Origin of the sequence: Brachybacterium sacelli, from assembly GCF_017876545.1 — a bacterium.
GTDB classification, from domain to species: domain Bacteria; phylum Actinomycetota; class Actinomycetes; order Actinomycetales; family Dermabacteraceae; genus Brachybacterium; species Brachybacterium sacelli.
Genome location: NZ_JAGIOD010000002.1, coordinates 1639792 through 1664456 on the forward strand (window position 1 = coordinate 1639792; position 24665 = coordinate 1664456).

Annotated in this window: 22 protein-coding genes and 1 pseudogene; 8 read left to right on the forward strand and 15 right to left on the reverse strand. The window is 66.6% G+C overall.

Annotation, left to right across the window (positions count from 1 at the left end; genetic code table 11):
- Positions 1–35: 35 nt before the first annotated feature.
- From JOF43_RS21945 to JOF43_RS21965, 5 genes and pseudogenes are all read right to left on the reverse strand, one after another.
- Positions 36–2309 carry a heavy metal translocating P-type ATPase gene (locus JOF43_RS21945; protein ID WP_342592261.1) on the reverse strand — a complete coding sequence of 758 codons (2274 nt, stop codon included), beginning with the start codon at positions 2307–2309 and terminating at the stop codon, positions 36–38.
- A gap of 48 nt (positions 2310–2357) precedes the next feature.
- Positions 2358–3305, reverse strand: coding sequence for a hypothetical protein (locus JOF43_RS21950; RefSeq protein WP_245354657.1), 948 nt, complete (start codon positions 3303–3305; stop codon positions 2358–2360).
- Complete coding sequence (locus JOF43_RS21955) at positions 3302–3517, reverse strand: heavy-metal-associated domain-containing protein (RefSeq protein ID WP_209905246.1); 216 nt, start codon at positions 3515–3517, stop codon at positions 3302–3304. Before JOF43_RS21955 ends, JOF43_RS21950 begins: the two co-directional genes overlap by 4 nt.
- A gap of 245 nt (positions 3518–3762) precedes the next feature.
- Positions 3763–5265, reverse strand: a pseudogene (locus JOF43_RS23345) (multicopper oxidase family protein).
- Entirely contained in the window at positions 5262–5534 is a 273-nt protein-coding gene (locus JOF43_RS21965; RefSeq protein ID WP_209905247.1) for an SHOCT domain-containing protein, read from the reverse strand. The pseudogene JOF43_RS23345 and the gene JOF43_RS21965 overlap by 4 nt, the downstream one beginning before the upstream one ends.
- 162 nt (positions 5535–5696) lie before the next feature.
- Here JOF43_RS21965 and JOF43_RS21970 point away from each other — a divergent pair, with 162 nt between their 5' ends.
- Positions 5697–6407 (forward strand): response regulator transcription factor, encoded by a 711-nt coding sequence (locus JOF43_RS21970; protein ID WP_245354659.1) that lies wholly within the window; start codon positions 5697–5699, stop codon positions 6405–6407.
- Positions 6408–6474: 67 nt separating this feature from the next.
- Positions 6475–7551, forward strand: a complete 1077-nt coding sequence (locus JOF43_RS21975; protein ID WP_209905248.1) for a sensor histidine kinase — start codon at positions 6475–6477, stop codon at positions 7549–7551.
- A 27-nt stretch (positions 7552–7578) separates the two neighbouring features.
- On the opposite strand, the gene JOF43_RS21980 is transcribed toward JOF43_RS21975, so the two are convergent.
- The 4 genes from JOF43_RS21980 to JOF43_RS21995 form a co-directional block, all read right to left on the reverse strand.
- Positions 7579–8346, reverse strand: a complete 768-nt coding sequence (locus tag JOF43_RS21980) for a cytochrome c biogenesis CcdA family protein (protein ID WP_209905249.1) — start codon at positions 8344–8346, stop codon at positions 7579–7581.
- Positions 8346–8969 carry a TlpA family protein disulfide reductase gene (locus JOF43_RS21985; protein ID WP_209905250.1) on the reverse strand — a complete coding sequence of 208 codons (624 nt, stop codon included), beginning with the start codon at positions 8967–8969 and terminating at the stop codon, positions 8346–8348. The genes JOF43_RS21980 and JOF43_RS21985 overlap by 1 nt, the downstream gene beginning before the upstream one ends.
- 35 nt (positions 8970–9004) lie before the next feature.
- Positions 9005–9568 carry a CueP family metal-binding protein gene (locus JOF43_RS21990; protein ID WP_209905251.1) on the reverse strand — a complete coding sequence of 188 codons (564 nt, stop codon included), beginning with the start codon at positions 9566–9568 and terminating at the stop codon, positions 9005–9007.
- An 89-nt stretch (positions 9569–9657) separates the two neighbouring features.
- A complete protein-coding gene (locus JOF43_RS21995; RefSeq protein ID WP_209905252.1) occupies positions 9658–10251 on the reverse strand; it encodes a YdhK family protein in 594 nt (197 codons plus the stop codon).
- Positions 10252–10473: 222 nt separating this feature from the next.
- Here JOF43_RS21995 and JOF43_RS22000 point away from each other — a divergent pair, with 222 nt between their 5' ends.
- Entirely contained in the window at positions 10474–10884 is a 411-nt protein-coding gene (locus tag JOF43_RS22000) for a four-helix bundle copper-binding protein (RefSeq protein ID WP_209905253.1), read from the forward strand.
- 76 nt (positions 10885–10960) lie between these two features.
- On the opposite strand, the gene JOF43_RS22005 is transcribed toward JOF43_RS22000, so the two are convergent.
- From JOF43_RS22005 to JOF43_RS22030, 6 genes are all read right to left on the reverse strand, one after another.
- Positions 10961–11785, reverse strand: coding sequence for a C40 family peptidase (locus JOF43_RS22005; protein ID WP_209905254.1), 825 nt, complete (start codon positions 11783–11785; stop codon positions 10961–10963).
- A gap of 390 nt (positions 11786–12175) precedes the next feature.
- Positions 12176–12493, reverse strand: a complete 318-nt coding sequence (locus JOF43_RS22010) for a histone-like nucleoid-structuring protein Lsr2 (protein ID WP_209905255.1) — start codon at positions 12491–12493, stop codon at positions 12176–12178.
- A 76-nt stretch (positions 12494–12569) separates the two neighbouring features.
- The gene (locus tag JOF43_RS22015; protein WP_209905256.1) at positions 12570–13562 is read right to left on the reverse strand and encodes a hypothetical protein; all 993 of its coding nucleotides are present in this window, start codon (positions 13560–13562) and stop codon (positions 12570–12572) included.
- On the reverse strand, positions 13559–14011 hold the full coding sequence (locus JOF43_RS22020; protein ID WP_209905257.1) for a hypothetical protein: 453 nt from the start codon (positions 14009–14011) through the stop codon (positions 13559–13561). Before JOF43_RS22020 ends, JOF43_RS22015 begins: the two co-directional genes overlap by 4 nt.
- Before the next feature lie 10 nt (positions 14012–14021).
- Positions 14022–14951, reverse strand: a complete 930-nt coding sequence (locus JOF43_RS22025) for a hypothetical protein (RefSeq protein WP_209905258.1) — start codon at positions 14949–14951, stop codon at positions 14022–14024.
- The gene (locus JOF43_RS22030) at positions 14936–16747 is read right to left on the reverse strand and encodes a CpaE/TadZ family protein (RefSeq protein ID WP_209905259.1); all 1812 of its coding nucleotides are present in this window, start codon (positions 16745–16747) and stop codon (positions 14936–14938) included. Before JOF43_RS22030 ends, JOF43_RS22025 begins: the two co-directional genes overlap by 16 nt.
- A 107-nt stretch (positions 16748–16854) precedes the next feature.
- On the opposite strand from JOF43_RS22030, the gene JOF43_RS22035 reads away from it, so the two are divergent.
- The 5 genes from JOF43_RS22035 to JOF43_RS22055 all read left to right on the forward strand — a co-directional run bounded on the left by JOF43_RS22035 (position 16855) and on the right by JOF43_RS22055 (position 24478).
- Positions 16855–17544 carry a hypothetical protein gene (locus JOF43_RS22035; RefSeq protein ID WP_209905260.1) on the forward strand — a complete coding sequence of 230 codons (690 nt, stop codon included), beginning with the start codon at positions 16855–16857 and terminating at the stop codon, positions 17542–17544.
- Positions 17545–17865: 321 nt separating this feature from the next.
- Complete coding sequence (locus JOF43_RS22040) at positions 17866–18228, forward strand: cupin domain-containing protein (RefSeq protein WP_209905261.1); 363 nt, start codon at positions 17866–17868, stop codon at positions 18226–18228.
- A gap of 1022 nt (positions 18229–19250) precedes the next feature.
- A complete protein-coding gene (locus JOF43_RS22045) occupies positions 19251–22313 on the forward strand; it encodes a toprim domain-containing protein (RefSeq protein WP_209905262.1) in 3063 nt (1020 codons plus the stop codon).
- Positions 22314–22456: 143 nt separating this feature from the next.
- Positions 22457–23920 carry a RecB family exonuclease gene (locus JOF43_RS22050; protein WP_209905263.1) on the forward strand — a complete coding sequence of 488 codons (1464 nt, stop codon included), beginning with the start codon at positions 22457–22459 and terminating at the stop codon, positions 23918–23920.
- Between the two features lie 3 nt (positions 23921–23923).
- Positions 23924–24478 carry a hypothetical protein gene (locus JOF43_RS22055; protein ID WP_209905264.1) on the forward strand — a complete coding sequence of 185 codons (555 nt, stop codon included), beginning with the start codon at positions 23924–23926 and terminating at the stop codon, positions 24476–24478.
- Positions 24479–24665 lie beyond the last annotated feature (187 nt).

Genomic DNA, 24665 nt, shown 5'->3' on the forward strand with positions numbered 1-24665 from the left:
GGGTTTCCTTCCATAGGGGTTTCGTGCGGGGATGGTCAGTTCTTCGCGATGGAGGTGAAGCCTCGCAGGCGGAGGCTGTTGCCCACGACGAAGACGCTGGAGAACGCCATCGCGGCACCGGCGAGCATGGGGTTGAGCATGCCGAGCGCAGCGATCGGGATCGCGGCCGTGTTGTAGGCGAAGGCCCAGAACAGGTTGGTCTTGATCGTGCCGAGGGTCTTGCGGGACAGACGGATGGCATCGACCGCGCTGCGGAGGTCGCCACGTACCAGCGTGATGTCACTGGCCTCGATCGCGACATCGGTACCGGTTCCCATCGCCAGTCCCAGATCGGCCTGAGCGAGGGCAGGTGCGTCATTGACGCCGTCGCCGACCATCGCGACGCTGCGGCCCTTGCGCTGGAGGCGGGAGACCACATCGACCTTCTCGGAGGGCAGGACTTCGGCGATGACCTCGTCGATGCCGACCTCGGTGGCGATCTGGCGGGCCACGGCCTCGTTGTCGCCGGTCAGCAGGATCGGGGTCAGCCCCAGCTCCTTCATCGCGGCGACCGCCTCCGCGCTGGTGGGTTTGACCGTGTCGGCGACCACCAGGATCCCGCGGGCGACTCCGTCCCAGCCGATGGCGACGACGGTCTTGCCCTGTCCCTCGGCCTCCGTCTTGGCGGCGGCGACCACGGGGCTCAGGGTCATCTGCGTCTCGGCGAGGAGGCTCTCGCGGCCGACGACGACGGTGCGCCCTTCGACGATGCCGCGCACGCCCTTGCCCTCGATGTTGGTGAAATCCGAGAGTGTCGGGAGTTCGCCGATCTCCTGGGTGGCGCCCTTGGCGATTGCTTGGGCGATCGGGTGCTCGGAGGAGTCCTCGACGGCGCCGGCCAGTCGCAGCAGCTCGGCGCGATTGGTGCCTTCATCGGTGACGACATCGGTGAGAGTCATCTTGCCGGTGGTGACGGTGCCGGTCTTGTCCAGCACCACGGTGTCGACCTTGCGGGTGGACTCGAGCACCTCGGGGCCCTTGATCAGAACACCCATCTGGGCTCCGCGGCCCGTGCCCACCAGTAGTGCGGTCGGGGTCGCGAGTCCCAGGGCGCAAGGGCAGGCGATGACGAGCACGGCGACGGCCGCGGTGAAGGCCGCGGTGACGGGGAACCCGGCGCCGAGCCATGCGCCGAGGGTCAGCGCGGCGACCAGGATCACGATCGGCACGAAGATCCCGGAGATGCGGTCGGCCAGGCGCTGGACCTCGGCCTTCCCGGTCTGGGCGTCCTCGACGAGCTTCGCCATCTGCGCCAGCTGCGTGTCGGAACCGATACGGGTGGCGCGGACCACGAGGCGTCCGCCGGCGTTGACCGTGGCACCGGTGACGGCATCCCCTTCACTCACCTCGACGGGGACCGACTCGCCGGTGAGCATGGAGGCGTCGACCGCGGAGGTGCCGGAGACGACGGTGCCGTCGGTGGCAATCTTCTCGCCAGGGCGGACGATGAAATCGTCACCCTCCACGAGATCGTCGATGGCGATCTTCTGCTCCTGGCCTCCTCGCAGCACGGAGACTTCTTTCGCGCCGAGCTCGAGGAGGGCGCGCAGGGCGGCACCGGCCTGGCGCTTGGACCGCTTCTCGAAGTAGCGGCCGGCCAGGATGAACATTGTGACGCCCGCACCGACCTCGAGGTAGATGTTCGCCACCCCGTCGGAGGGTGCGATCGTCAGCTCGAAGGGGTGGGTCATGCCAGGGGTGCCGGCCGTGCCGAAGAACAGGGCGTACAGGGACCACAGCAGGGCGGCGGAGGTGCCCATCGAGATGAGCGTGTCCATCGTGGCTGCGCCGTGCTTGAGGTTCGTCCAGGCCGCCTTGTGGAAAGGCCAGGCGCCCCACACGATCACCGGGGCCGCGAGCGCGAGCGAGAGCCACTGCCAGTAGGGGAACTGTAGGGCGGGGATCATCGCCATCGCGATGACCGGGACGGTCAGCACGACCGCACCGATCAGCCGGTGGCGCAGGGAGGTCAGCTCCGGGTCGGAGCCCTCCGGATCGTCCCCAGGCGTGTTCGCTGAGTCCTTGCCGGTGGCTGGCTTGGGCAGCGCGGCGGTGTATCCAGTCTTTTCGACTTCACTGACGAGCAGCTGCGGATCGTAGCCCTCTGGGGCCGTCACCTTGGCTTTCTCGGTGGCGTAGTTGACGGTCGCGGTGATGCCGTCAAGCTTGTTGAGTTTTCGCTCGATACGGTTCGCGCAGGACGCGCACGTCATCCCGCCGATTTCCAGCTCAATGCCTGCCTCCGCGATAAGTGGTGTTTCGGGGTTCACTGCAGGTCCTTTCCGGTCTGTCTTGACGGTCGATCTGGCCCCAAGGGGTTAGTGACCATCCGGGTGCGCTCCGGCGCTCTCGTTCTCGGTGCCCTGTTCCGCCTCGACGACGAACTGCGCAGTGTGCACCTCGCCATCGATCTGGAAGTCAAGGTAGAGGTAATAACGGCCGGCCGTGGGGGCCTCCGCCATGAAGGAGATATCCGGGCCGGAGGTCTCCCCGGCAGCAGGGTCCTCGCCCTCGGCGTGGACGTGGAGGTACTCCATGTCGCCCTCGCGCAGAGCAACGAGATGGCCGAAAGCGCCAAGGTAGGGTTCCAAGTTGGTTGCCGGAGCGCCGTCTTGGGTGACGCTCAGCGTGAGGTCGCTGGATGTCCCGGCAGTCAGGTCCCCGTCCAGAGTCACCTCGAACCCGTCGACCTCGTCCTTCGCAGAGAGGGGACGGTCGGTGACCGGCGTGAGTTCGCCAACAACGTCAACGGTCCGCGACAGCGTCAGAGTGTCCTCGCCATCGCCGGTGGGGGCGAAATCGGCATAGATCTTGTACGTACCGGCTTCCTCCCACTGCCAGGGCAGGGACCAGCTCCCGGTGGACGGGTCCAGCTCCGGGTGCACATGGCGGTATTGGGTGCCGTCGGTGCGGACCACGATCAGGTGCATCTCCTTCTCGTGGGCCTCCTGATATTCCGTGACGGGGCTCCCGTCGGGCCCGGTGATCGTGTACGCGAGCTCTCCGACCTGCTCAGCGGACTGCGGAGCGGAGACCTCGGACAGCACGTAGCCCTGAGCGGACATCGAGACTCCCTTCTGCGGTGTGACCACGGGCTGCGTGCCTGTGGCCTCGTGGCCGGACTCATCGTGCGGGGAGTCGGCAGCCTGCGCTGACCATCGTTCGACGACCCGGTCCGGGACGACGGCGCCGGCTGCGACGAAGGCGCCGCCGAAGGTCACTGCGACAGCAGCGCCGTAGGCGATCAGTCGTCCCGCGGCATTCATCGGGCCTTGACCGCCGAGTAGCCGGCCTCCTCGACCGCGGTGAGGACCTGTGCGTCATCGAGGGGCTCCTCGGAGGTGACGACGAGGCGGCCCGTCTGGGCGCTCACCTGGATGTCGCTCACCCCGGAGAGCTCACCGACCTCCTCGCGGACCGACATCTCGCAATGCCCGCAGGTCATTCCGGTCACCTGGTACTCGTTCGTCGTCGTCATGATCGTGCTCCTCTAGTCTGGATACCCCCAAGGGGTATCGGTTCAGGGTTGAGGCTATACCCCCTCCCGGTATCGCGCAAGCAATTCGGTTGCGTGTCGGGGGCGCGTATCCGTGGGATGCAAGGGGCGGCCGACGGCGGATGCAGGGTCTCTCCGAACACGGGCAGCAACCGGCTCTCGCTCCTGCCAAGCAAGAGGTCCCCGACGTCTGCCTCCTTCGACGTCGGGGACCTGAACGATCGGCGTCAGGACGCGTAGTCGATACCGGTCATCATGCCGGTCTCCTGGTGGTATGCGTTGTGGCAGTGCGCTGCCCACCGACCCGGATTGTCCGCATCGAAGTCGAGTTCGACCGATTCCATGGGTGCCAGCAGCACGGTGTCATTCCGGAGTCCCGACGGCAGGGCGAAGGTGTGGCCGTGGATGTGGAGGGGGTGGCTCATCATCGTCTGGTTGGTCGCGCTGATACGGACCCGCTGTCCCTCGCGGATGCTGAGCGGAGTGTTCTGCCCGTAGGGCGCTCCGTTGATGGCCCACTGATAGGGCTGCATTGAGCCTTGGAAGGCGAGCTCGAGCTCGGTGTCGACGGCGCGGTCCTCGAGTCGCGCGGCCTCGGCCGGTTCCAGAGTGGATCCGATGAGGACGTCCTCGTCGAGTTCCCGGACCTGGGCGTCCGGAGCGGGAGTGGAACCGGAGCCGGTCTTCAGCACGGCGAGCCCTTGACCGCCGCTGGACTTCCCGACGGGACGCGCCACCAGAGGGAACATGCCGTCCTTCACCGTGACCACCACGTCGTAGCGCTCGCCCATGCCGAGGTAGAGCCCCTTGGCGGTGACCGGTTCGACGGCGAATCCGTCCGAGTGGGTGACGGAGAGATCGTGGTCTCCGAGTGCGAGGGCGAAGATGGTGTCGGCGGAGGCATTGATCAAGCGGATGCGCACGCGCTGGCCGGGCTTCGCCTCGAATGTCTCCGGCGCTTCGGGAACTCGGCCGTTGATGAGGAAGTGGGGGTAGGTCACGTCACCGGCGTCGCCCCAGGGCTCATCACCCATCGGCATGTCGCCATGGTTAATGACGGCGGATCCGCCGTCGCCCATGGGCATGTCGCCATCGTCCATACCGCCGGCATCCTAGGGACCGGAGCCGGTCAGCGCGGCCAGGACCTCGTCGGGTGTTTGCCCGGTGCCATCGATCCAGTCATCGAGGGTCACGATCCATTCCGCGTCGTAGTCACCGGGTTCGTCGGGATCGTCGATGATCAGCGGGGCGTAGAGCCCGCGGTCGAGCTGCAGGCCGACGTGGGAGTGGAGGAAGTAGGTGCCGGGGTCGGGGGCGACGAACTCGTAGGTGAAGGAGGTATCCGGCTCGACCGGGTCCTGCGTCATCCCCGGCACCCCGTCTGCCGCGTTGTGCAGCCGGATCCCGTGCCAGTGGATCGTGGAGGTCTCGGGCAGGCGGTTCTCGAGCGTGATGCGCAGCAGATCGCCGGCCGTGGCCCGGATCAGCGGCCCGGGGAGGTTCTCGCCGTAGGCCCAGGTTGAGACCGTCTTCCCTCCAAGATCCACGATCGTCGGGGCCGCGGTAAGGGTCTGGGTGACGACGTTCTGACCGGCGTTCGGAGTCAGCACAGGAGGCGGCGAAAAAGTTCCTGCTTCGGTCGGGGCGGTGCGGTTGCCACATGCGGCGAGCGTCAGAGCTGCCGCGCCGAGACCCCCGGTGAACACGGTGCGGCGGGAAATACTCTTCACAGGCGCAGTCCTTCTGAGTTGAGGGGAGGATTTTGCGGTCGAAAGACGTCCATGACCAGTTGTCGCTGCTGCTCGAACTCGTCGACCGAGATCTCACCTCGGGCGAGACGCAGTGAAAGTTCCCCGATGGCCTCGTTCTCATCCCGAGTGCGTCGGGGGCGCCCGGGCAGCACGGTGCGTGCCAGCAGCAGCGCTGGGGCCCAGAGGAGAACGACGAGACCGGCGACCATCGCCCACATCAGCCACGACATCGCATCGGTCGGCATCATCGAGCGGCTCCCTTGGTCGAGTACGTACGCGACACGGTCCCCACCAGGTTCCCCCGGGGCGGTCGAAGTTCTCGTCGAGAGTTCCTCAAGATCTGGTCCAGATAGTCCGCCTGCACCTCCGTAGACGCGCGGTGTCCAGGAACGGAGACCAGACTGGAGCTCATGAGGAGTGAAGCGGATCAAGCAGCGGCGATGGTTCTCGTCGTCGAGGACGAGGTCGCGCTGTCGGACGTTGTCCAGGCGTACCTGGCGAAGGCCGGCTACGCGACTTCGAGCGCGCGAAGCGGTCCAGAGGCGGTGGAGATGGCCCGCACCATGTCGCCGGACGTGATCGTCCTCGATCTCGGCCTGCCTGGTCTCGATGGCTTGGAGGTGATGCGCAGGATCCGCGCCTTCTCGGACTGCTATGTGCTGATCACGACGGCGCGATCCGAGGAGGTGGACCGCCTGGTGGGGCTGTCGGTGGGGGCGGATGACTACCTCACCAAGCCGTTCAGCGTGCGTGAGCTCGTCGCTCGGGTCCAGGCCGTGCTGCGGCGGCCTCGCGTCGAGTCAGGGAATGCTTCAGGCATGGTGCGTACGTTCGGAGAACTCGAGATCGATACGACCGCGCAGGAGGTGCGGTTGGCCGGCCGGCCCGTCCCGCTGACGCCCACCGAGCGCGGCCTGCTGATGACCCTGGCGCACCGGCCGGGCCAAGCCTTCAGCCGCGGCCAGCTGATGGAGGCCGTCTGGGGCGACAGCTGGATCGGAGATGACCATATCGTCGATGTGCACATCGCTAACCTGCGACGAAAGCTTGACGAGACGGCTGAGTCCGCACGGTATGTCACCACGGTTCGCGGTATCGGCTACCGGATGGGGAGGGGGTGAGCTCGTGACTGCACCCAGGTCATCGGCGCGAACAGTTCGCCGCGGCACGAGTCTGGCCTCACGTCTGATGATCGGCCAGCTCATCGTGCTGTTTGCCGGCGCCCTCAGCATCGCGGCACTCACCGTGATGATCGGGCCCGCAGTCTTCCACTATCACCTGCTCCAGACTAATCTTCCCGTGGGCAGCGCGGAACTCATCCATATCGAGCGTGCCTACCGCGACGCGCTCGCACTTGCCCTGGGAGTAGGGCTGGTTGTCTCGCTTCTGGCGGCAGGTCTTGTGACCTGGAGCCTGGCACGACGACTCCGTCAGACGCTCCACGGCCTCGCCTGGGCCGTCGACGAGCTGTCTCGGGGCCACTACTCGACACGTGTCCCCTCCGTCGGGGCCGGGACCGAGCTGGACTCTCTGGCCGCCACGCTCAACGACATGGCTGCACGTCTGGACACCGTCGAAGAACACCGCCGCCAGCTGCTCTCCGACCTCGCCCATGAGCTGCGTACTCCGATCGCCACCCTCTCGGCACATCACGAGGCGATGGCCGATGGTGTCATCGAGCCCGACTCGGCCATGCCCATCCTCGCCAGCCAGACCGTGCGACTGTCGCGGTTGGCTGACGACATCAGTGAGGTGTCCCGGGCTGAGGAGGGGCAGCTCCCGGTGGAGCTGCGCCCCCTCGCTGTCCATGACCTGCTGGCATCGACCCTCCAGGAATGGGAGGAAAGGTTCGAGACGGCCGGGGTGGCGTTACGACGAGAAATGGCCTTGCGTCACTCTCCGACCATTCAAGCGGACCCGGACCGCCTCGCCCAAGTCCTCGGGAACCTGCTAAGCAATGCTCTGCGGCACACCTCACCCGGAGGCATCGTCACGGTCTCGGCAACTACCAACGCCAGCACGGTAGAGATCGCGGTAACCGATGACGGCGAGGGATTCACCGCTGAGGACAGCTCACGCCTGTTCGAACGCTTCTTCCGCGCCGACAGCTCGCGCACCCGTGAGAATTCTGGATCAGGCATCGGACTGACGATCAGTCGAGCCCTTGTCGATGCGCACGGCGGGACCATGGCTGCAGCCAGCGAGGGCCCGGGACGGGGAGCCACCTTCACCATCAGCCTTCCCCGAGCGACTGCTGACCGCTGAGCCCGCCGCACATGGCAGGCTCAGCGATCAGACGATCGTGGTGAAGCTGCCGATCCGCACCTGCAGCAGGGCCATCCACTGCTCCCAAAGGCCGGTGACCAGCAGGAGTCCGATGACGATCAGGACGGAGCCACCGACGACCTGGAGCGTGCGGCGATGCCGGGACAGCGCTCGGGAGATGCCCAGGGCACGCCGAAACATGAGAGCGAAGAGGATGAACGGGATCCCGAGCCCGATCGCATAGCCGAAAGCCAGGAGAGCGCCGCGACTGGCGGACGCCTCCCCGAGGCTGAGCGCCGCGACTGCGGCGAACGTCGGCCCGATACACGGGGTCCACGAGAAACCGAACGTGATCCCGAGCAGCGGGGCGCCGACCAGGCCGGCATCGGGGCGCTTCCGGATCCTCTTCTCACCGGAGAGGCGTGGGAAGATTCCCACGAACACCAGGCCCATGAGGATGACCAACACCCCGGAGATCCGATTGATCGCGCTCGTGTACTGGACCATCAATGACCCGAGGGCACCGACGAACCCGCCGATGACCAGGAACACCGCCGTGAAGCCCGCGACGAACAGCACAGCTCCGGCGACCAGGCGCCACGGCCGCTCTCCCGGATCGCTGGTGCGGCGCACCCCAACAGCCTGTCCGGTGAGTCCCGTGATGTATCCGAGGTAGCCGGGGACCACCGGGAGCACACATGGGGAGAGGAACGCGACCAGACCGGCCACTATCGACAGCAGCAAGGCTACGGCCAGCGGCCCGCTCAGCACGGTGGTGGCAAACTGTTCACCCATCAGGCGGCCTCCTCCAACACGATATCCAGGAGGCTCTCGAGGGTGCTCTGATCGGCCGCGCCCGCGATCCGGGCGGCTACTCGTCCTTCAGCATCCAGGATCAAGGTCGTAGGGACAGCGTTGGGCGAGACGCTGCCGTCCATGGACGCGATCACCGCGCCGTCGGCGTCGGGGATCGAGGGATAGGTGATGCCGAAGCTATCCTCGAACGCGGCGGCCGGCCCGGCCTTGTCGCGCGTGTTCACGCCCACGAATCCCACTCCCAAGGCGCTGTACTCGGAGTGCACCGCCTTCAGCGCCGGTGCTTCGACCCGGCACGGCGGACACGACGCATACCAGACGTTGATCAGCAAGGGCGCACCGCGCAGCGCCGTGGAGTCGAAGTCGGCGCCGTCGTAGGTCGTTCCCTGTATCTCCAGAGGATCGGCGCGACCCTCCGGAGGGATCTCGACGACGACACCATCGCCGGAGACGTACCCGGCGTTCGCCTCGCTCGCCACATCCGAGGAATTGCTGCACGCCGCAAGGACGGGGGCAAGGAGGAGCAGGCTCCCGCCCAGCCGCAGCGTGGTCCGCCGATTTGGACCGGGTCGGGCCCCGCTCCACGCAGCGGGGCCGACCACCGAATGCCAGAAGGCGGACTGGGTGCTTCGCCTGCTCACGTCAGCTGGAGACTGGTCAGACAGGTCAGATCATCCTCCGCCTGAGTCGAGATGGGCGCGGTCCCTGTGTAGTCCTCGAGGGTGCACGTGAGCTCTGCGGTGATCCCGCGCGGCAGCCAGAGACCGAGGAACCCGTTGTCATGCGTGGCGCGAGCGCCCTCCTCAAAGATCTCGCCTGAGCTGCTGTCGACCACGCTCACAGTGATCTCGCGGCTGCGCAGTTCTCCGCGGCACGTGGTCAGGCTGTGGAAGGCGCACTCGTGGGTGGTCTCGACGAACGGGGCCACCGACAAGTAGAACTGGTCCTCGGGAAGGGGCAGCTCGGCCTTTCGCTCAGCATCGTCCTGGAGCTGGAGAGACGTCGCAGTGACGCTGGCAATCAGGTTCTGCGGTCGCTCAGCCACCGGGAGCGCCTCGAGCTGGTCAATGATCTCGTGTGCGTCGGCGTCTTCGAAACCGTGTTCCTGGAGTAGGTCCTCGTCACCCGTGACCGAAGTGGGCTCGGATCCGCGGGTCCCGCAACTGGCGACCACTAGCGGGAACAGGCCGGCACCGAGCAAGAGCGATCGTCGGGGCAGCCGCACGGTGCGACGACGGGGCCCATCTCGGGAGGGGGCGAGCGGGCCGTGAGGGCTCGACGGGGTGGTCATCACGCAGGCTCGATCTCGCTCTCGACGACCCACTTGTGGTTCGTCATCATCATCCCGTCGACCTCGTAATCGACCATGTACACGGTCTCTTCGGTGGCACTGTCGATGGTGGCTTCAGCGCCCTGCATACCCTCCATGTGATCGGCGGTGATGGCCACCTCGGTGCCCTCCGCCAGCGGCGCCTCGCCCGGGTTCTCGAGCTCCTCGTGGACGACCCACTTGTGGTCGGTGACCGGATCACCACCATCGGTCGGCGTGAAGCTGACCGAGTAGGTCGTGGTGTCGAAGGCGCCGGAGATCGTCGCCGTCGCCCCCTCCATGCCCTCCATATGGTCCGCCGTGAGCGTCACCTCCCTGCCGATCGGGAACTCGGGATCCTCCGCAGGCGCCATACCTTCGGGCGCAGGGCCGCCATCCATCGGGTGCTCCATGCCGCCGTGGCCATCACCATCGGACGCCTCCGACGCCTCCGACGTCTGACTAACGTCAGACCCGTTGTCCCCGTTGTCGGAGCATCCGGCAAACACAATTGCACCGGTGAATACGACGGCCGCGAGGCGACCGAAAGAACGACGAGAACCACGAGAACGCATAATCTCTCCTAGTCAGAGGACACTTTTCGCCAGCCTACGACCGTCAGATCAAGGTCTCCTCAAGGTCAGATCTGGACTTCTTCAGCACAGCGCTGACTAGTCAGCACGCACTGCCTCCGAGACGAACGGTCTACTTGCTTCCGTCACTGGTGATGCCCTGGCTATCGTCGTCGGGGCGGGCTGGTATCCGCCGGTCCGTTCGGAGCGAGAAGGAGCACCGCCATGAACCATCACGTCGCCTCAATGCTTCAGACCTACCCGAAGGACCTCGGCAACATCGACCAGCAGAAGCTCACTGAATGCATCGAGGCCTGCTTCGAGTGCGCCCAGACCTGCACAGCCTGCGCGGACGCCTGCTTGGCCGAGGACATGGTGGCGGAGCTGACTCATTGCATCCGCCTGAACCAGGACTGCGCCGACGTCTGCGAGACCACCGGCCGAGTCCTATCCCGTCAAACGGGCAAGGGCGTCGCCTTCAATCGTGCCCTGCTCGAGGCGTGTCAGGCAGCGTGCCAGTCCTGCGCCGAGGAGTGCGAGAAGCACGCCGATATGCACGAGCACTGCAAGGTCTGCGCCGACGCCTGCCGTCGCTGCGAGCAGGCCTGCGCCGAGCTGCTGGCCTCGATCAGTTGACGACGCTGCCTCTGCACGCAGAGGGAGCCCCGACCGGTGGTCGAGGCTCCCTCTGTGTTGGCGTTGTGGCGTGCGGTCAGCGGAAGGTGACGAAGGTCGGCGAACCCCAGATGGTCCGCTCGGTGACGGCACCCGGGGTGCGTCCCGCGTCGATGATCGTGTCGCCGCCCGCGTAGATCCCGAGGTGGCCGGGCCACACCACGAGGTCGCCGGGCTGGGCCTCGGACTTCGAGATCGTGGTGCCGGCCGAAACCTGCTGCGAAGATGTGCGGGGCAGATCGATACCGGCCTGTGCGTACGCGTAGGAGCTCAGGCCGGAGCAGTCGAAGCTAACGCCCGGCTTGGAGGTCCCCCAGGAGTAGGAGGCGCCGATCTGGCTGCGTGCGGCATCGACGATGGCCTGCCCCGAGCTGCTTGTGGACGAAGCGGGGGCGGAAGCAGACGTTCCACCGGTGGAGGCCGAAGCGTCGCTGCCGCTCAGTGCTGCCTGGGTCTTCGGACCCACGACTCCATCGACCTGAAGGTCCTGGCTGCGCTGGAAATCCTTCACAGCACCATGGGTGAGCTTGCCGAACTTACCGTCGACAGACAGCGATGCGCCGTGCTCGTTCAGTGTCGACTGGAGCTGGTCGACGGCAGTTCCCTCGGAACCCCACCGCAGCTTCTCGGACGCCACGGCAGACTTCGCGTGTGCAGGAGCCGGAGCGGCAGCTACAGCCGAAGCGGCAGGCGCGGCAGGCGACGCAGCAGGCGCGGCCTGTGCCGGGCCTGCCAGCAGTGCGGAGCCGATGACGACTGTGCCGAGGACAGCGGCACCGCCGGTGCCCCGCAGAGCGCGGCCAGCGGTCCCGACGGGGGTGACAGCGCGGCCGAAGGCGCGGTGGGTGTTGTTCTGGGCCATGGTTCTACTCCGTAATTTTCCCTCCTCGATACGAGAGGGAGTCGATGACTTCGTCAGCGCCACAGGGACGGCAGAGCGAGCAACGAAACGCTGGCTCAGGTCGTGGGCAGTGGGACCAACGTACGGGCCAACCTGCGCGAACTACGGAAGCATGGGGCGACCTGCTTGAAGCTTTAACCGCGTCTTTACGTGCGCTCCAGGGATACCCCCGGAGGGTAGGCGGGACCTTTACTTGTACCGTCGAAACGATGACGCGCACCATCGAACGCGATCTTAAGATTGTGTTTAGACGGCGCTCCGCCACTCAGTGGACAAGCTCTGCTGACGAGACAGACGCACTGCAGCCCGGCACCCCTCAGAGCGTGCCGGGCCGAGAAAGGAAGGGCGGAGTCAGTGCACCTGGGCGTACGCCTCGCGGATCTCGATCGGAATGCGGCCACGCTCGGAGACCTCGTAGCCGTTCTCGGTGGCCCACAGCCGGATCTTCTTCGCATCGCCGCCCGCGCCAGCTCCAGTGCCACGCTTCGCGCGACCGCCGGTGCGCCGCGCCAGAACGGTCCACTTCTCCAGCTCGGAGCGCAGCTGGCGAGTGTTATCGTCGTTCAGATCGATCTCGTACGAAACGCCATCCAGTCCGAACGTCACCGTGTTCGTAGCATCGGATCCGTCGATATCATCAACGAGGAGTACTTGGGTCTTGCGGGACATTGTGACCTCCATTGATTAGAGTGTTTGCGCGGACAGTCTAGGCACACCTCCCTTGAGGAGTCGTGCATATTGGCGGTCATTGGGCGTTTCGGTAGTCCGCGAACCGTCGGCGAGAGATCGCGAGAATCTCATTCAGATGCGATCCGATCTCGCGACGGCCAGCTGGCTCGGTCACCCCGAGCTCGGCGACCAGTTCCTTTCGGGTGGGGAACTCTCCCTCGCCGTGATGCGCGAAGAACGCCCGTGCCACGCTCGCCATCATCACCGGCTGACGCTTCGGCGCGCGAATACGCGCAGCCTCTCGTTCGGCGTCTCTCCGCGCGCATTCGGCCACGATCGACCGAATACGCTCAGTTCGCTCAGACGCCGCCTCATCCGGTACATCCCTCCAGGCCAGGCGATCCTCACTGAACAAGGACGGATCCTCCAACGGTATCGACCGGAGGCTGCCGAGACCCCGGATCGTGATCAGGACGGACTGCCGCGCGGCATCCTTCCGGGTCGCGTGCATGCGCGTGTTGTGGAAGTCGACGAGTTCGACATCGGAGGGGGTGCGCGCGTACTCGGCCTCGAACAGCTCACGGGAACGCTTCACGAGCTTCGCCCGACGATCGTGAGAACTGTCGCCCGGCACCCCCGCAGTCCCGTTGAGCAGACCCTTCCGTCGATCTTCACGGATCCAGTACCGCGTCTCCGCCTCCAGGATCGTCGGCAGGTTCCTCGAGTAGTTGAATATGGGACTGGTGCCGGGCTCGGACTTCGCCCTCCACCGCGTCTCGAGCATTCTCATGAGCGCGTCACCGAAATAGGAAAACACGAGATCCTTGTCACGGTAGTCGAGATGCGAGATGTGCTGTGCCCGCTTCAGGACCCGCGCGATCGCCGCTTCATGAGCGAACAGGAATTCGTCCAGCAATGCCCGCTTCTCGACCCGGGTACGGGCATGGAGGATCTGGCACATCTCAGCCTTCCACGGCGTCTCGAGCGTGTCCCGATCACACTCACAGCGGCGATCGTGCTCGGCTCGACGACGAAGCCTCGCAGCGGAATCCAGCAGCAGGGCAGTCATCGTGTGTCCTCCCGGGGGAGAGGGGCGGCGGCGAATGGGAACCCCGGCCACACGGTCAGATCCTGGGCCTGCTGGATCAGTCCGTGGGAGATGAACGCGTCCAGCACCGCCAGGAGGCGCCGGCCGCGGGCCTGCTCGTCGAGGATGTAGGCGAGGGTGACGTGTCCGGTCGCGGTGCGGGACTCGGTGGCCCCGAGGATGTGCAGCACCTGGGCGATGACGCGGCGGGCGCGGGCCGCGCCGATTCCTGGGCCGGCGGTGATGATCTGCTCCAGGCGAAGGCGCAGCAGCGGCTTCTCGCCCGACGTCGCGGCGGCGATGATCGCCTCCCACGGGCTGACGGTGCCGTCGGTGATCAGCTGCAGGAGTTCACCGCGTGCCGCGTTGGCGACGCGCCGCTGGCTGATAAGCAGGGTCATGTCGATCTCGTCGGTGGGGTGCTCAGACATCACTGGCCTCCTAGACGTCGCGGACCGCGGTGGATTCCAGAGACGGGGCCACGGTCAATGCCCGGATGGCGCGAGTGGTGGATACCCGGTCGGAAGGGTGGAGGTCGTTGTAGCGGGAGATGATCTCCTCGAGATGTGCTCCGGTGCCGAGCGAGCGGGCGACGCGCCGAACTCGGGGGCCGACCTGCGGGTCGCCAATGGCGACGCGCACCTGGTCGCTGAGGTCCCGTCGGATCTGAGTGGTGAGATAGCGGATCGGGTCGACGTTCCGGGTGGTGGCCGGGTCCAGGCAGCGGTCCAGGGAGCGCAGGACGCGACTGTCCGGGCCGGCCGAGCCGTAGAGCACGTGGGTGACGACGAGGTTGAGCTGCTGATCATCTAGCAGCCGCACCGCGGTCTCGTGATCCTCGATGCCGGTGATCTCCCGGCAGATCGATGCCGCGATCTGATGGACGCATTCGTGGGCGAACTGCTCCAGGTGCGCCAGCATCGTCCACCGCGCGAGCTCACCGCGCTCAGTGAATTCATCGAGCTGGCGCGTCGCCTCATACGCGCGCAGCACGGGTGCCCGGTGCGTCGGCCACATCGAGCCCGTGGGCCGGCCGAGGTCGGTGTGTCCTTCGGTGAGGTCGGTGGTGCCGTTCAGGTGGGTGCCGGCGGCATCCACCCTCCATCCTGCCGAGACAGGTCGTTCCGTGGCGGGGTCGGCGGCTTGCAGGACCCCGTCCCGCCAGGCGATGGTGGCAGGCAGGGATCCGGTCTGGGTGGCTTTGTGGCCTCCGACGCCGCGGGCCGGTCGGATCCACATGGTCGGCGGTAAGGCGTGCAGCCGCACGGGACGACGCGGCCGCGCATGCTCGGTTGCGCAGCGCGCCCAGATCATCTGGTCCAGCAGCGTGCACAGCTGCTCGGAGGTGGCCCGGTTCATCGGTGGAGCCACCGCTTCCACCACGGCCGTCCTGAGCGCACCGTTCCTGGGTCCCGTAGGTCGAACTCCGGGTCGCCGGTGACGGAGAGGAGGACGTCCATGACGACGCCGTACAGGGTCGGGACCGCGTAGGGGATGCGCCGGGCGACGAGGTCGTCGTAGATCCGGTCGTCGTAGTGGATCGCTCCCTTCCACGTCGAGTCTCTGCGCAGAAGCTGCGGCAGCTTGCCGTAGTCGGTGATCGACGGCCGGACCTTGTTGGCCAGTGACATCATCCGCGCACCGTCGGCGCCGTGCTGACGCAACGACTCCATTGCCACCAGCAGGTTCTCGACCCCCGGGGTGGTGAGCTCGCAGATCCCGACCCCGTAGCCACCGCGGGCGAGCAGCGGCGCGATGAGCCGGTCGATCACGCCGGTCGTGTCCAGCCCTTCGGTGATCTGGGTGTCGATGATGACCAGGTCGAAGCGGTCGCGCGCGATTTGGAGGACCTCGGTGTAGTGCTCGGCCGTCACCGTAGCGATCTCGGCAGAGATATCGCCGCTGCCCTTCACCGGACGGGGTGCTTGGACGAACGAGAAGGCGAGATGGTCGCCCTTGCCGTTGCGTGCCTGGTTCAGCTGGTCGGGGGAGAGGATCGCCGAGGCGGGGTCACCGATCATGACGGCGTCGTAGATCGAAGGGAGGTCGGTGGGCCGCACCCGCAGATACAGGCCGAGATCGCCCTGGGCCCGGTTCGCATCGATCAGGCACACCGACTTGCCCCCGACCTCTGCGGCCGCCTGCGCGAGTGCGAGCGCAAGGGCGGACTTGCCCTCCCCGCCCTTACCGGAGAAGCACGTGATCACCTCGGCCGGGGCAGTGCTGCGCCGGGTGCGCCTGGAGGCACTGGCCCGGGTGACGTCATCCAGTGCGGTATCGGTATCGACGTCGTCCTCGACATCCGTTTCCTCGAGGGTGTCCGTGAGGTCGTCGAAGAGTTCCGCATCCAGGGGATCGAGACGCGGATCCGGGTCGGTCACCGGCGCCGAGTCCATGCCGGTCGCGAAGGCCGGCAGGGCGATCCGGCGCCTACCAGGAAAGATCGGCGAGCTCTCGTCCGGCTCCATCTCGGTGCGGTGGCTGCGCGTGATGGGCCCGGAAGTGGGGGAGTGGAACCCGTCGAGTTCCTCCTCGTCCGCCGCAGGAACTTCCGGTCGCTGTTCCATCGCCTCTGGGGCATCGCCGTCGTCCTCGAGCCAATCCGACAGTGCCGACTGTGCCGCGGCGGGCTCGGTGTACGGAGCAGGCTCGGCGGGAATCGGTACGGGGGGCGCGTCATCGTCGCTGAGCCAATCCTCGACGGGATCGACAGACGCCGAATCGGGTGAGTCGGGCTCGGTCGCGGACGAGGCGTTGTCGAGGCTCTGCGTCCGAGGAGTGGGCGCGTCGGGCAGAGGCTGGAGGATCGTGCCGTCGGCCTCGACGCGGATGCTCTGCAGCTCCGGGTCGAGATCCTGGAACCCGAGCGCTCCGAGGTAGTCGCCGAGGCTCGAGGCCAGCGGGATCGAGCTACGCGTCTCACCCAGGATCGGCTCAGCCCCACGCACGATCATCACCGGAGCGGTCTCGGGCAGGCGCGAGATCAACTGCTCGAGCCCGATCTGCTTGTGATCCTCGACCAGCACCGGCAGCGCCGAAGTGGCCGCCGCCTCACGGATGCGCCGAGAGGCCTCGGGGAATCCATCGCCCGAGACGACCTCGAATCCGAAGCTCTCCAGCGCTTCTCGCACGTGGGGCAGTCCGATGACTGCGAGTGAGTTGCTCATACTGGTTATATGCCACGGTGCACCGAATCAAGTGCACGAGACTTCGTTCCTGCAGGCAGACATGGAACGATGACCTGATGCAGTTCGAGCGGACGACGGGCGGAATTATGGAGATCACACGCGAGGAAGCAACCTCGCGCCGGCGCACATTCGCCCAGTGGGCCGCCGCCGCGCACGACCCCCTCGTGCCCATGACGACCCGCGTCGACATCGACCGCCGCTTCCGCGAATGGACCCGCCGCACGCCCGCCTTCACCATCGCCTGGGCCACCGGCGTGACCGCCACGATCCTGGACACCCTGCCGCCCTCGGACCCCTGGCGGACCCCCCACCCGGGCTTCGGCACCTTCCGCGACGGCAGCGACGTCACCTTCGTACCCGAGGACGAGGAAGAGTGGGATCGCGAACGCCTGCTGCTGGACATCAACCTGATCGCCATCGCTGACCCGATGCCGCCTGGCGCGGCCCGCGTCATGGCTGCGTGCGCCGCCAGCAGCGAAGACGGCCAGTTCACCCTCACCGAGCTCCGCAAAGCGACCGAGAGCCGCCGCGACGCCGTCACCGCTGACGTCGCCCAGTCGATCGTCCTCTGGTCGCTATGGCGCCGACGCAACTACTGCGGCAACGACGACGAGTTCCCCTTGTCGATGATGTACGGCTGGCTCTCCTACGCCTCCGCCGTCGAAGACGGACGCCCCGTGCCCCACGAGATCATCGACCCCGACATCTTCACCGCAGCACTCACCGACGAGGACTACCGCGCCACCGCTGCCACCGAGGATCAGCGCGAGATCTGACCGCCCACGCCGAACGGACGGCAATCCTCGGCCCCGGAATCGACCGAGCCGTTCTGGTCGGTGTGCTCGCCAGTGTCCTCGACTTCCGGTGGGCCTTCCTCATCATGACGGGACTCCCGCTGCTCGCGAGTGGCACCTTGTTCCGTCCCCCAGGGCCACGGCGCCTCCTGACAGTTCACGAGGACACCAAAGGGCGGGGATCGAGGACAATCTAGTCACTGGGACGGCGCCCGACGCTCTGTTGGGGCGTCCGCCGACCCCCGCAATCAACGACCAGATCTTCACGCCCCCGACGACGATTCTGAGGTGCAAGCTGGACCTATGCGAATATTTGCCGTCCCCACCCGTCAGATCACTGTGCATGCCAGCCATGGGGTTGTGATGGACTTCCTCCCGCGAATGGCGCGCACTGACGGCATCCGGGTCAACATCGCCCGCATCGAAGCAGGCGGAACCATCGGTGAACACCGGGCACCGGTGCGGCAGATCTTCGCAATCGTCGACGGACGCGGCGAGGTAGCGGCTGGCGGGGGTTCGCGGCGGCAGATCGAAGCGGGCCAAGCTGCAGTGTGGGAACCGGGGGAGATGCACCAGTCGTGGGCGACCGTGGACATGCTTGTCGCCATCGTCGAGACGCAAGGTGAGATCGAGCTCGGTGAGCAATTCGTGGAGATCCATGACTAGCGCGTCGGGGGTCATGCCTTCGCAACGGCACGAGGTCATGGTGGACGCCCGGTGTAGCCGGGGCCCTCGGGGCTGCGTTCGAGAACCGATAGAGATTTCCCCTATAAGGTCATACTGGGGAACATGGGATATGTACGCAAACCCGGCCTGACCTGCACGCTATGCGTTGGCACCACGGTGGCACTGCGATCTCTGTCCGGAGCTCGAAAGCAGGCCTCACCTGCGCAAACGGATGAAACGTGCACGGCCGCAGATGTTGGCGCTCCGTTGGTGAACCCGGAATGACCTGCACGGATGGCGACCCCGGACGTCTGGAGCCGTTTTGAGGGACCGATAGACATTTCCCTTATAAGGTCATACCGGGGAACGTGGGATATGTACGCAAACACGACCTGGCCTGCACGTTATACGTTGGCACCATGGCGGCGCTGCCCTCGCCGGACGAGTGGCGCAAACGACTCCCGACCTGCACGAACAGACGAATCTCGTGGGGAACGCGGCTGTTGGCGCACCGTTGGCAAACCTGGGGTGACCTGGGTAAACGATCAACGCCCCTGAAGTGGTCCAGGACACCGAATGGGCTGGGGTCCCGCCTGTCGAGGCGTGCATGGTGGCGCAGCGCCAACGAACGCCGCAACAAAACTCCAGGTCAGACTGGGTTTGCCAACACCGCCAACGGAGCGCCAACGTCTGAAGGTCGGTGTTCGTGCAGGTCAGACCCCGTTTGACACCAAATCCCACATTGCGCGCCGGAAACTGCATACGTATAGGGGATCTGGTTTCATATCTCCTCTTACTACTACTACCTACTTCTCTATAAAGGTTATAGTGGGAGATGTGGGATATGGGGGTAAACGCAGACTGACCTGCACGTTTGATGGGTGGAGCGCGTTGGCGTTGGGGTGGAGAAAATCGCCGAATGCGTATGTGACCTGGGCGAACGCTCCGTTGGCGCATGTTGGCGCTAGTCGATCTGTGGGCGAGTGTCCTGCGAGAGTTCGGCTCCGCCCACTGCGGCCATCATGAACACCCCGGATCCGCGCGCTCAGGCCCAGCACCCCGCCGATCAGGACGCCCACGCCCACCCCGCAGTCCCGAACCCGGCCGCCGACGAGAGCGACGACGCCGCGTTCGACGAGGACGACGGACTGTCGGTCGCCGACATCGAAACCGCGATCTCGGCCATGCGGGAAGAACCCTTCCCCGCCTCGCACTACGCCGGCTCCATCGGCGACGTGTCCGTCACGAAGCTGCGCTCCTCGATCGTTGCTCCGCTCGTTGCCCAAGCCCGCGGCTACCGCACGATCTCTGGCACCGACGACGCGAAGGATTCCCTGCGCCGCTTCGGGTTCGACGGACGCCGGAACCCCGGCCGGCACCTGCTGAGTCTTGCCCGGCAAGGCGCGTGGATGGAGATCCCCTACTTCAAAATGGATTCCATCGCCCGGGGCGAACCGATCCTCGGCACGCTGCAGCTGCGCCCGGAGAACGACCCACCTGCGGGGTCCAGCTGGGCGAAGTACATGTTCCTCGCTGGTTCCGGCACCGCGATCGACGCCCATCCCGCCACACCGCCGGCATGGTTCGCCGACCCCACGGTCCCGATCCTGTTCACCGAAGGCGTCGTGAAGGCCGACTCGGTCCTGACCGCCGTCCTGCGCGACAGCGGCGTCACCAGCGAGACGTTGCGCACCGCCGTCGGCGCCACCGACCCCCTCAAGCAGCTGCAGAAACTGCTCACGGCCATCCCGGCAGCGAAGCGGATCCTGGTCCTCGCGATCCCCGGGGTGCAGTCCTGGCGGCGCAACGACGAGTGGAACACCGTGAGCATGCGCGACCGGGACGCGATCATCTGCTTCGACGGCGACATCGCCCGCAACGCCGCCGTCTGGGACGCCGCCTACGGCCTGATGGACTTCCTCGCCAAACGCAACGTCGCCTCCACCGGACTGATCGACCTGTCTCCGCGCGGTGACGAGACCGTGGACCCCAAGCGCGGCATCGACGACTTCCTGGCCTACTCCGGCCGCTGGAGCGACGCCCTGGACCTGCAGATCACCGACCTGCCCGAGCGGCCCGTGGACGACACCGGCGAGAAGGGCCAGACCCGCGTCTCCCAGGACGGGTTCGCGATCGAGGTGTGCAACGTCCGCCCCGACCCCGCCGGCGGCCCCGAGCTGAAGAACTGGCAGAAGATCGACGACCTCGGCGGACGCCTGGTCAGCTTCGAAGAGTTCCGCCTACCCACCGCGGACGAGCTCGACGGCGGACGGATCATCCCCGGCGCCGTCTCCCGCACCGAACGCCAAGTGGTCGTCGCGGTCCAGTGGCGCACGGCCGACGGCCTGGTCGATACCGCCACGATCCGCGGCCCCAAGGCGATGCTGGATGAGGACCCCGCGAAGTGGGAGACCCGCTACGGCGCCGACATCCCCACGAAGGTCTCCGCCCTGCCGTCCTGGCCGCCCCGCTCCGGAATCAACTTCACCCGCGCCATCAAGGACTACCGCGCCTCGGAGACCACTGACGACGTGCTCTGGGGCTGTCAAGGCTGGGTCCCCACAAAGGACGGCATCCCCTCGTTCATTGCCGGACGCCAGGTGATCGGACCGGCCGGAGCGAGCGACGAGCGCGCCCAGGCCGGCCTGACCGCCGACGAGTTCGCCACCATCGACGACTTCGGCGTGATCGACGAGGAGATGAGCCCGGATCAGCAGCGCGACCTGCTGCGCCGCATCATCGACGCGTACACGTCCCCGGACACGTTCGTCGATGCGCGCTTCGGGATGGTCGCCCTACTCGCCGGGATCCGACCCATCGTCCCGATCACGCCGCACAGCGTCCTGTACATCGTCGGCGGACGCCGCTCGGGCAAGTCCTGGCTCGCCTCGATGATCCAGGGCTTCTGGGCCTCCCGCGGCGGGGCCTGGAGCGCCGAACGACTGCCCGGCTCAGCCATGGACACCAGGGCGTGGATGGAGAACTCGGTCTCGAAGTCAATGATGTGGGTGATCGATGACTTCGCCCCCAACTCTGATCAGCGCCAGTGGGAGAAGCAGACCAGTGACCTCGAGGCCATGGTCCGCTCCGCGTTCAACGGCGCCGGCAAGGGCCGCATGACCTCGGATATGAAGACTCGCGTGCAGAACCCGCCGCGCGCGTTCGTGGTCGTCACCGCCGAGAACGAGCTGCAGATCGACTCGGTCCGCGATCGGATGCTGACGCTGTACTCCGACGGCGGGGGAGGGTTCATCAACTCCGCCACCGCCGATCCGCTCGCGACGCTGAACGACATGCTCGCAAGTGGCGACCAGGCCCGCCTGTCCGCGCAGATGCTGCGCTGGATGGGCAGCTGGTCCGCCCGGACCGGATACCCCGCGGTCCGGACCACGTTCGTGCTCGAACGGGACGACTCAGCCCGCGACGCCAAGCGCCACGTGGAGGCGGCGCTCGGCAGCAAGGTCAACGCCACCCGCCACTCACAGATCATGAGCGAGTACCTCCTCAGCGTCGCCCTGCTCGAGCAGTACGCGATCGGTCTCGACATGGACGAGGCGTTCCTCGCGCGCATCGAGGCGATGCGGGAGGACCTCGCGGAGCTGACCGTGGACCTCTCCCGCACCCAGCAGCAGCGCACAGCCGGCCACGCCCTGGTCGACTCGCTGAGATACCTGCTGGAGAGCCAGAAGGGGTACGTGGAGTCCGTGGTGCCCAAGGATGTCGGGGCGCCGCCGACGAATGACACGAGCCTGAACCTGCGCCTGGGATGGCCGGCAGGCCGGGACCCGCGCGGCGAGCTCCTGGGACGCTATGTCGCTGATGCTCGCGGCTCTGGTCGCGATGTCATCGTGTTCAACCGCGACGCGTTCCAGGTCGCTCGCCAGCAGGCCCGGCACCTGATCCCGGCCGGGCAGACTGCCCGCACGAGCTGGCAGGCCGTCTGGCACGAGGGGCTGGTTGCGGAGGGGATCTGGGAGCCGCGGGTGCGTGACGGGCTACGGACCGGAGACGTCGAGACTCGCACTGGTGGGGCTCGGGTACGTGGCGTCCCGATCGAGCTGAGCACGCTGTTCGATGACGTGTGACGGAATCACAGAGGTCGTCATTGAACACTGATGTCGTCACTGAGGCATCACTGAGCCGGCAGTGACGCGACGACGAGGTGTCCTGCCAGGGGACGGGTTCGCCCACTGTCACCTGGTCCACGATCCTCACGAAGGGAGCAGGCATGGTCTCGACACTGACCCGGCAGGGCCTGCACCTCGACGCGGCTGATCTGGCCCAGGTGCGGCGCACGGCGCTGTCTGCGTCGACGGCCAAGGCGCTGTCGCACAACTGTGCGGCGGGATACGCGTTCGGCAAGCTTCTCGGTGAGCAGGCACCGGACCCGTTCGCTGCGACGACGCAGGGCACGGCAGTCCACTCCGTGCTCGAGGAGCTGTACAAGCTGCCGGGCGGCAAACGGACTAGGCGGCGGGCAGCGAACATCCTGCTGTCGATGGTCGCGCAGTGGCGCCATGGTGACTTCCCGCAGCTGAACGATCCGGTGACCCGGCAGTTGTTCATCGCCGACGTGATCGGCAAGTACCAGGGGATCTTCGACATCGAGGACCCGCGCGAGGTGGACGTGGTGGCGACCGAATGGCCGCTGCGGGGGATCGAGCTCGGGGGAGTGCCGTTCATCGGCTTCGTCGACCTCACCCTGCGCGTCACTGCACGCGGACGGACCGGACTGCGCCCGGTGGACTTTAAGACCAGCAACAAGATCCCTGACAAGCGGAAGCTCGAGCTGTACGGCGATGACCACGGCGACCAGATCCGTCTCTACGCCGCCGGGCTGCGGAAGGTCCAGGACGAGCCGGTGATCGAAGGGCGCGTGAACTACACCCGCCACGGTAAGTCCCGGGTCGTTGCCGTCTCTGAGAAGCGGGTCGCCCAGACCGTCGGGGAGTTCGCCCGCGCCTGGGATATCCACAACGAGATGGTGCAGGAGGCGATGTTCCCGACCCAGACCGGGCCCCTGTGCGGGTGGTGCCCCCTGGTGAACCTGTGCCCGGCCGCGCAGGCCTCGAAGTTCAACACTGATCGGACCGACTCCCAGACCGCTCTCTGCCAGACGGATCTGATCGACATCGAGGCTGCGGTCCCGTCCCGCGAGGACCAGGCTTCGCCCACTGCCGTGGTGTCCCCGGCAGAGCCGGGAGAGACGACGGAGACTTCGATGGAGGGACTGATCATGGCCGAGCACGCACTTGCCGAGGACAAGCCGTGGGAGGAGGTCGTGCGGGGCAAGCTCAACGGGGCCAGCTACGCGGCGACCGGCTACTTCGGCATCTCCAGCCTGGCCTACGAACTGCTGGGCACGCACGGCGTCCCGATCCAGCGCATCGCCGTGGACGCCATGACGAACGTGCTCGCCTCGATCGTCACCGATGTGCAGGAGGGCCTGTCGGGGTCGACCTCGTTCCAGGAGGGCACCAACACTCGCATCCGGGGCGTGCTGCGCACCGTGCTCGTCTCCGTGCCCCCGCCGTTCGGGGAGGACGCCGAGACGTGGGCGACGTGGATCAAAATGGTCACCGGTCACACCCGCTCGATCGCCGCGGCCGCGGTACGCCTGGCCGGGACCGACGAGATCACCGCCGACATCGACACCCTCGCGAGCATCGCCCCGATGCGGAAGGAGGCCTGACCCATGACCGCGACGACCGATCACGTCCAGATCATCATGGCCGCCCACGACCGGGTGGCGAAGCTCGAGGTCACCGACGACGGGCTCGTGAAGGTCCCCGGTATCGAGCGGGCCGTGCCCCGCCAGGTGGCGGTGTCCAAGGCGATCCGAGAGCTCGTCGCCGAACTGTCCGAAGGCTCCACGTCCTGGAAGCTGATCGACCGGCTCACCGGCGGCGCCGACGGGTTGGAGCTGAAGCGCTTCGTCGGCACGATCGTGAAGGTGACACGGGAGAAGTCCTCCACTCGCGGGAAGCTGCTGCTGTACACGGGCACGAAGAAGGAGATCGACGGTGTAGAGCCGGGCTACGAGATCGCCCGCACCGAGCGGACCGATGACCCCGAGGGGCTGATGCTCGCCTCCGAGGCGAAGGCCCTGATCGGCCACCGCGTCCTGCTGTGGGTGATCCTCGAGCCCTGGGCCAACAACCCGGACAAGAAGACCCGCGTGGTCCTGCACCTCATGGACCTCGGCGAAGACTCCCACTTCGACGCCGACAGCCAGTCCATCGCCGCCTGACCAGACCACCCTCGACGAAAAAAAGGGGGGTCATCGGGGCCGCATCCATCCCATCACCGGGGGTGGGTGTGGTCCCTTCCCCTGCTCCGCCAGGGGTAGTGAGTGGGCGGGCATGGGGTGGTCGTGGCGACGAGTAGGAAATTCTCCGCCCACTACCGATCCCGATACCGACCCCGTGCACCTGTGA

Coding starts and splice junctions, on each gene's coding strand:
- JOF43_RS21950 (WP_245354657.1), bottom strand. CDS start 3,305: ATGAATGCCGCGGGACGACTGATCGCCTACGGCGCTGCTGTCGCAGTG.
- JOF43_RS21955 (WP_209905246.1), bottom strand. CDS start 3,517: ATGACGACGACGAACGAGTACCAGGTGACCGGAATGACCTGCGGGCAT.
- JOF43_RS21965 (WP_209905247.1), bottom strand. CDS start 5,534: ATGATGCCGACCGATGCGATGTCGTGGCTGATGTGGGCGATGGTCGCC.
- JOF43_RS21970 (WP_245354659.1), top strand. CDS start 5,697: ATGAGGAGTGAAGCGGATCAAGCAGCGGCGATGGTTCTCGTCGTCGAG.
- JOF43_RS21975 (WP_209905248.1), top strand. CDS start 6,475: ATGATCGGCCAGCTCATCGTGCTGTTTGCCGGCGCCCTCAGCATCGCG.
- JOF43_RS21980 (WP_209905249.1), bottom strand. CDS start 8,346: ATGGGTGAACAGTTTGCCACCACCGTGCTGAGCGGGCCGCTGGCCGTA.
- JOF43_RS21995 (WP_209905252.1), bottom strand. CDS start 10,251: ATGCGTTCTCGTGGTTCTCGTCGTTCTTTCGGTCGCCTCGCGGCCGTC.
- JOF43_RS22000 (WP_209905253.1), top strand. CDS start 10,474: ATGAACCATCACGTCGCCTCAATGCTTCAGACCTACCCGAAGGACCTC.
- JOF43_RS22005 (WP_209905254.1), bottom strand. CDS start 11,785: ATGGCCCAGAACAACACCCACCGCGCCTTCGGCCGCGCTGTCACCCCC.
- JOF43_RS22010 (WP_209905255.1), bottom strand. CDS start 12,493: ATGTCCCGCAAGACCCAAGTACTCCTCGTTGATGATATCGACGGATCC.
- JOF43_RS22015 (WP_209905256.1), bottom strand. CDS start 13,562: ATGACTGCCCTGCTGCTGGATTCCGCTGCGAGGCTTCGTCGTCGAGCC.
- JOF43_RS22020 (WP_209905257.1), bottom strand. CDS start 14,011: ATGTCTGAGCACCCCACCGACGAGATCGACATGACCCTGCTTATCAGC.
- JOF43_RS22030 (WP_209905259.1), bottom strand. CDS start 16,747: ATGAGCAACTCACTCGCAGTCATCGGACTGCCCCACGTGCGAGAAGCG.
- JOF43_RS22035 (WP_209905260.1), top strand. CDS start 16,855: ATGGAGATCACACGCGAGGAAGCAACCTCGCGCCGGCGCACATTCGCC.
- JOF43_RS22040 (WP_209905261.1), top strand. CDS start 17,866: ATGCGAATATTTGCCGTCCCCACCCGTCAGATCACTGTGCATGCCAGC.
- JOF43_RS22045 (WP_209905262.1), top strand. CDS start 19,251: ATGAACACCCCGGATCCGCGCGCTCAGGCCCAGCACCCCGCCGATCAG.
- JOF43_RS22050 (WP_209905263.1), top strand. CDS start 22,457: ATGGTCTCGACACTGACCCGGCAGGGCCTGCACCTCGACGCGGCTGAT.
- JOF43_RS22055 (WP_209905264.1), top strand. CDS start 23,924: ATGACCGCGACGACCGATCACGTCCAGATCATCATGGCCGCCCACGAC.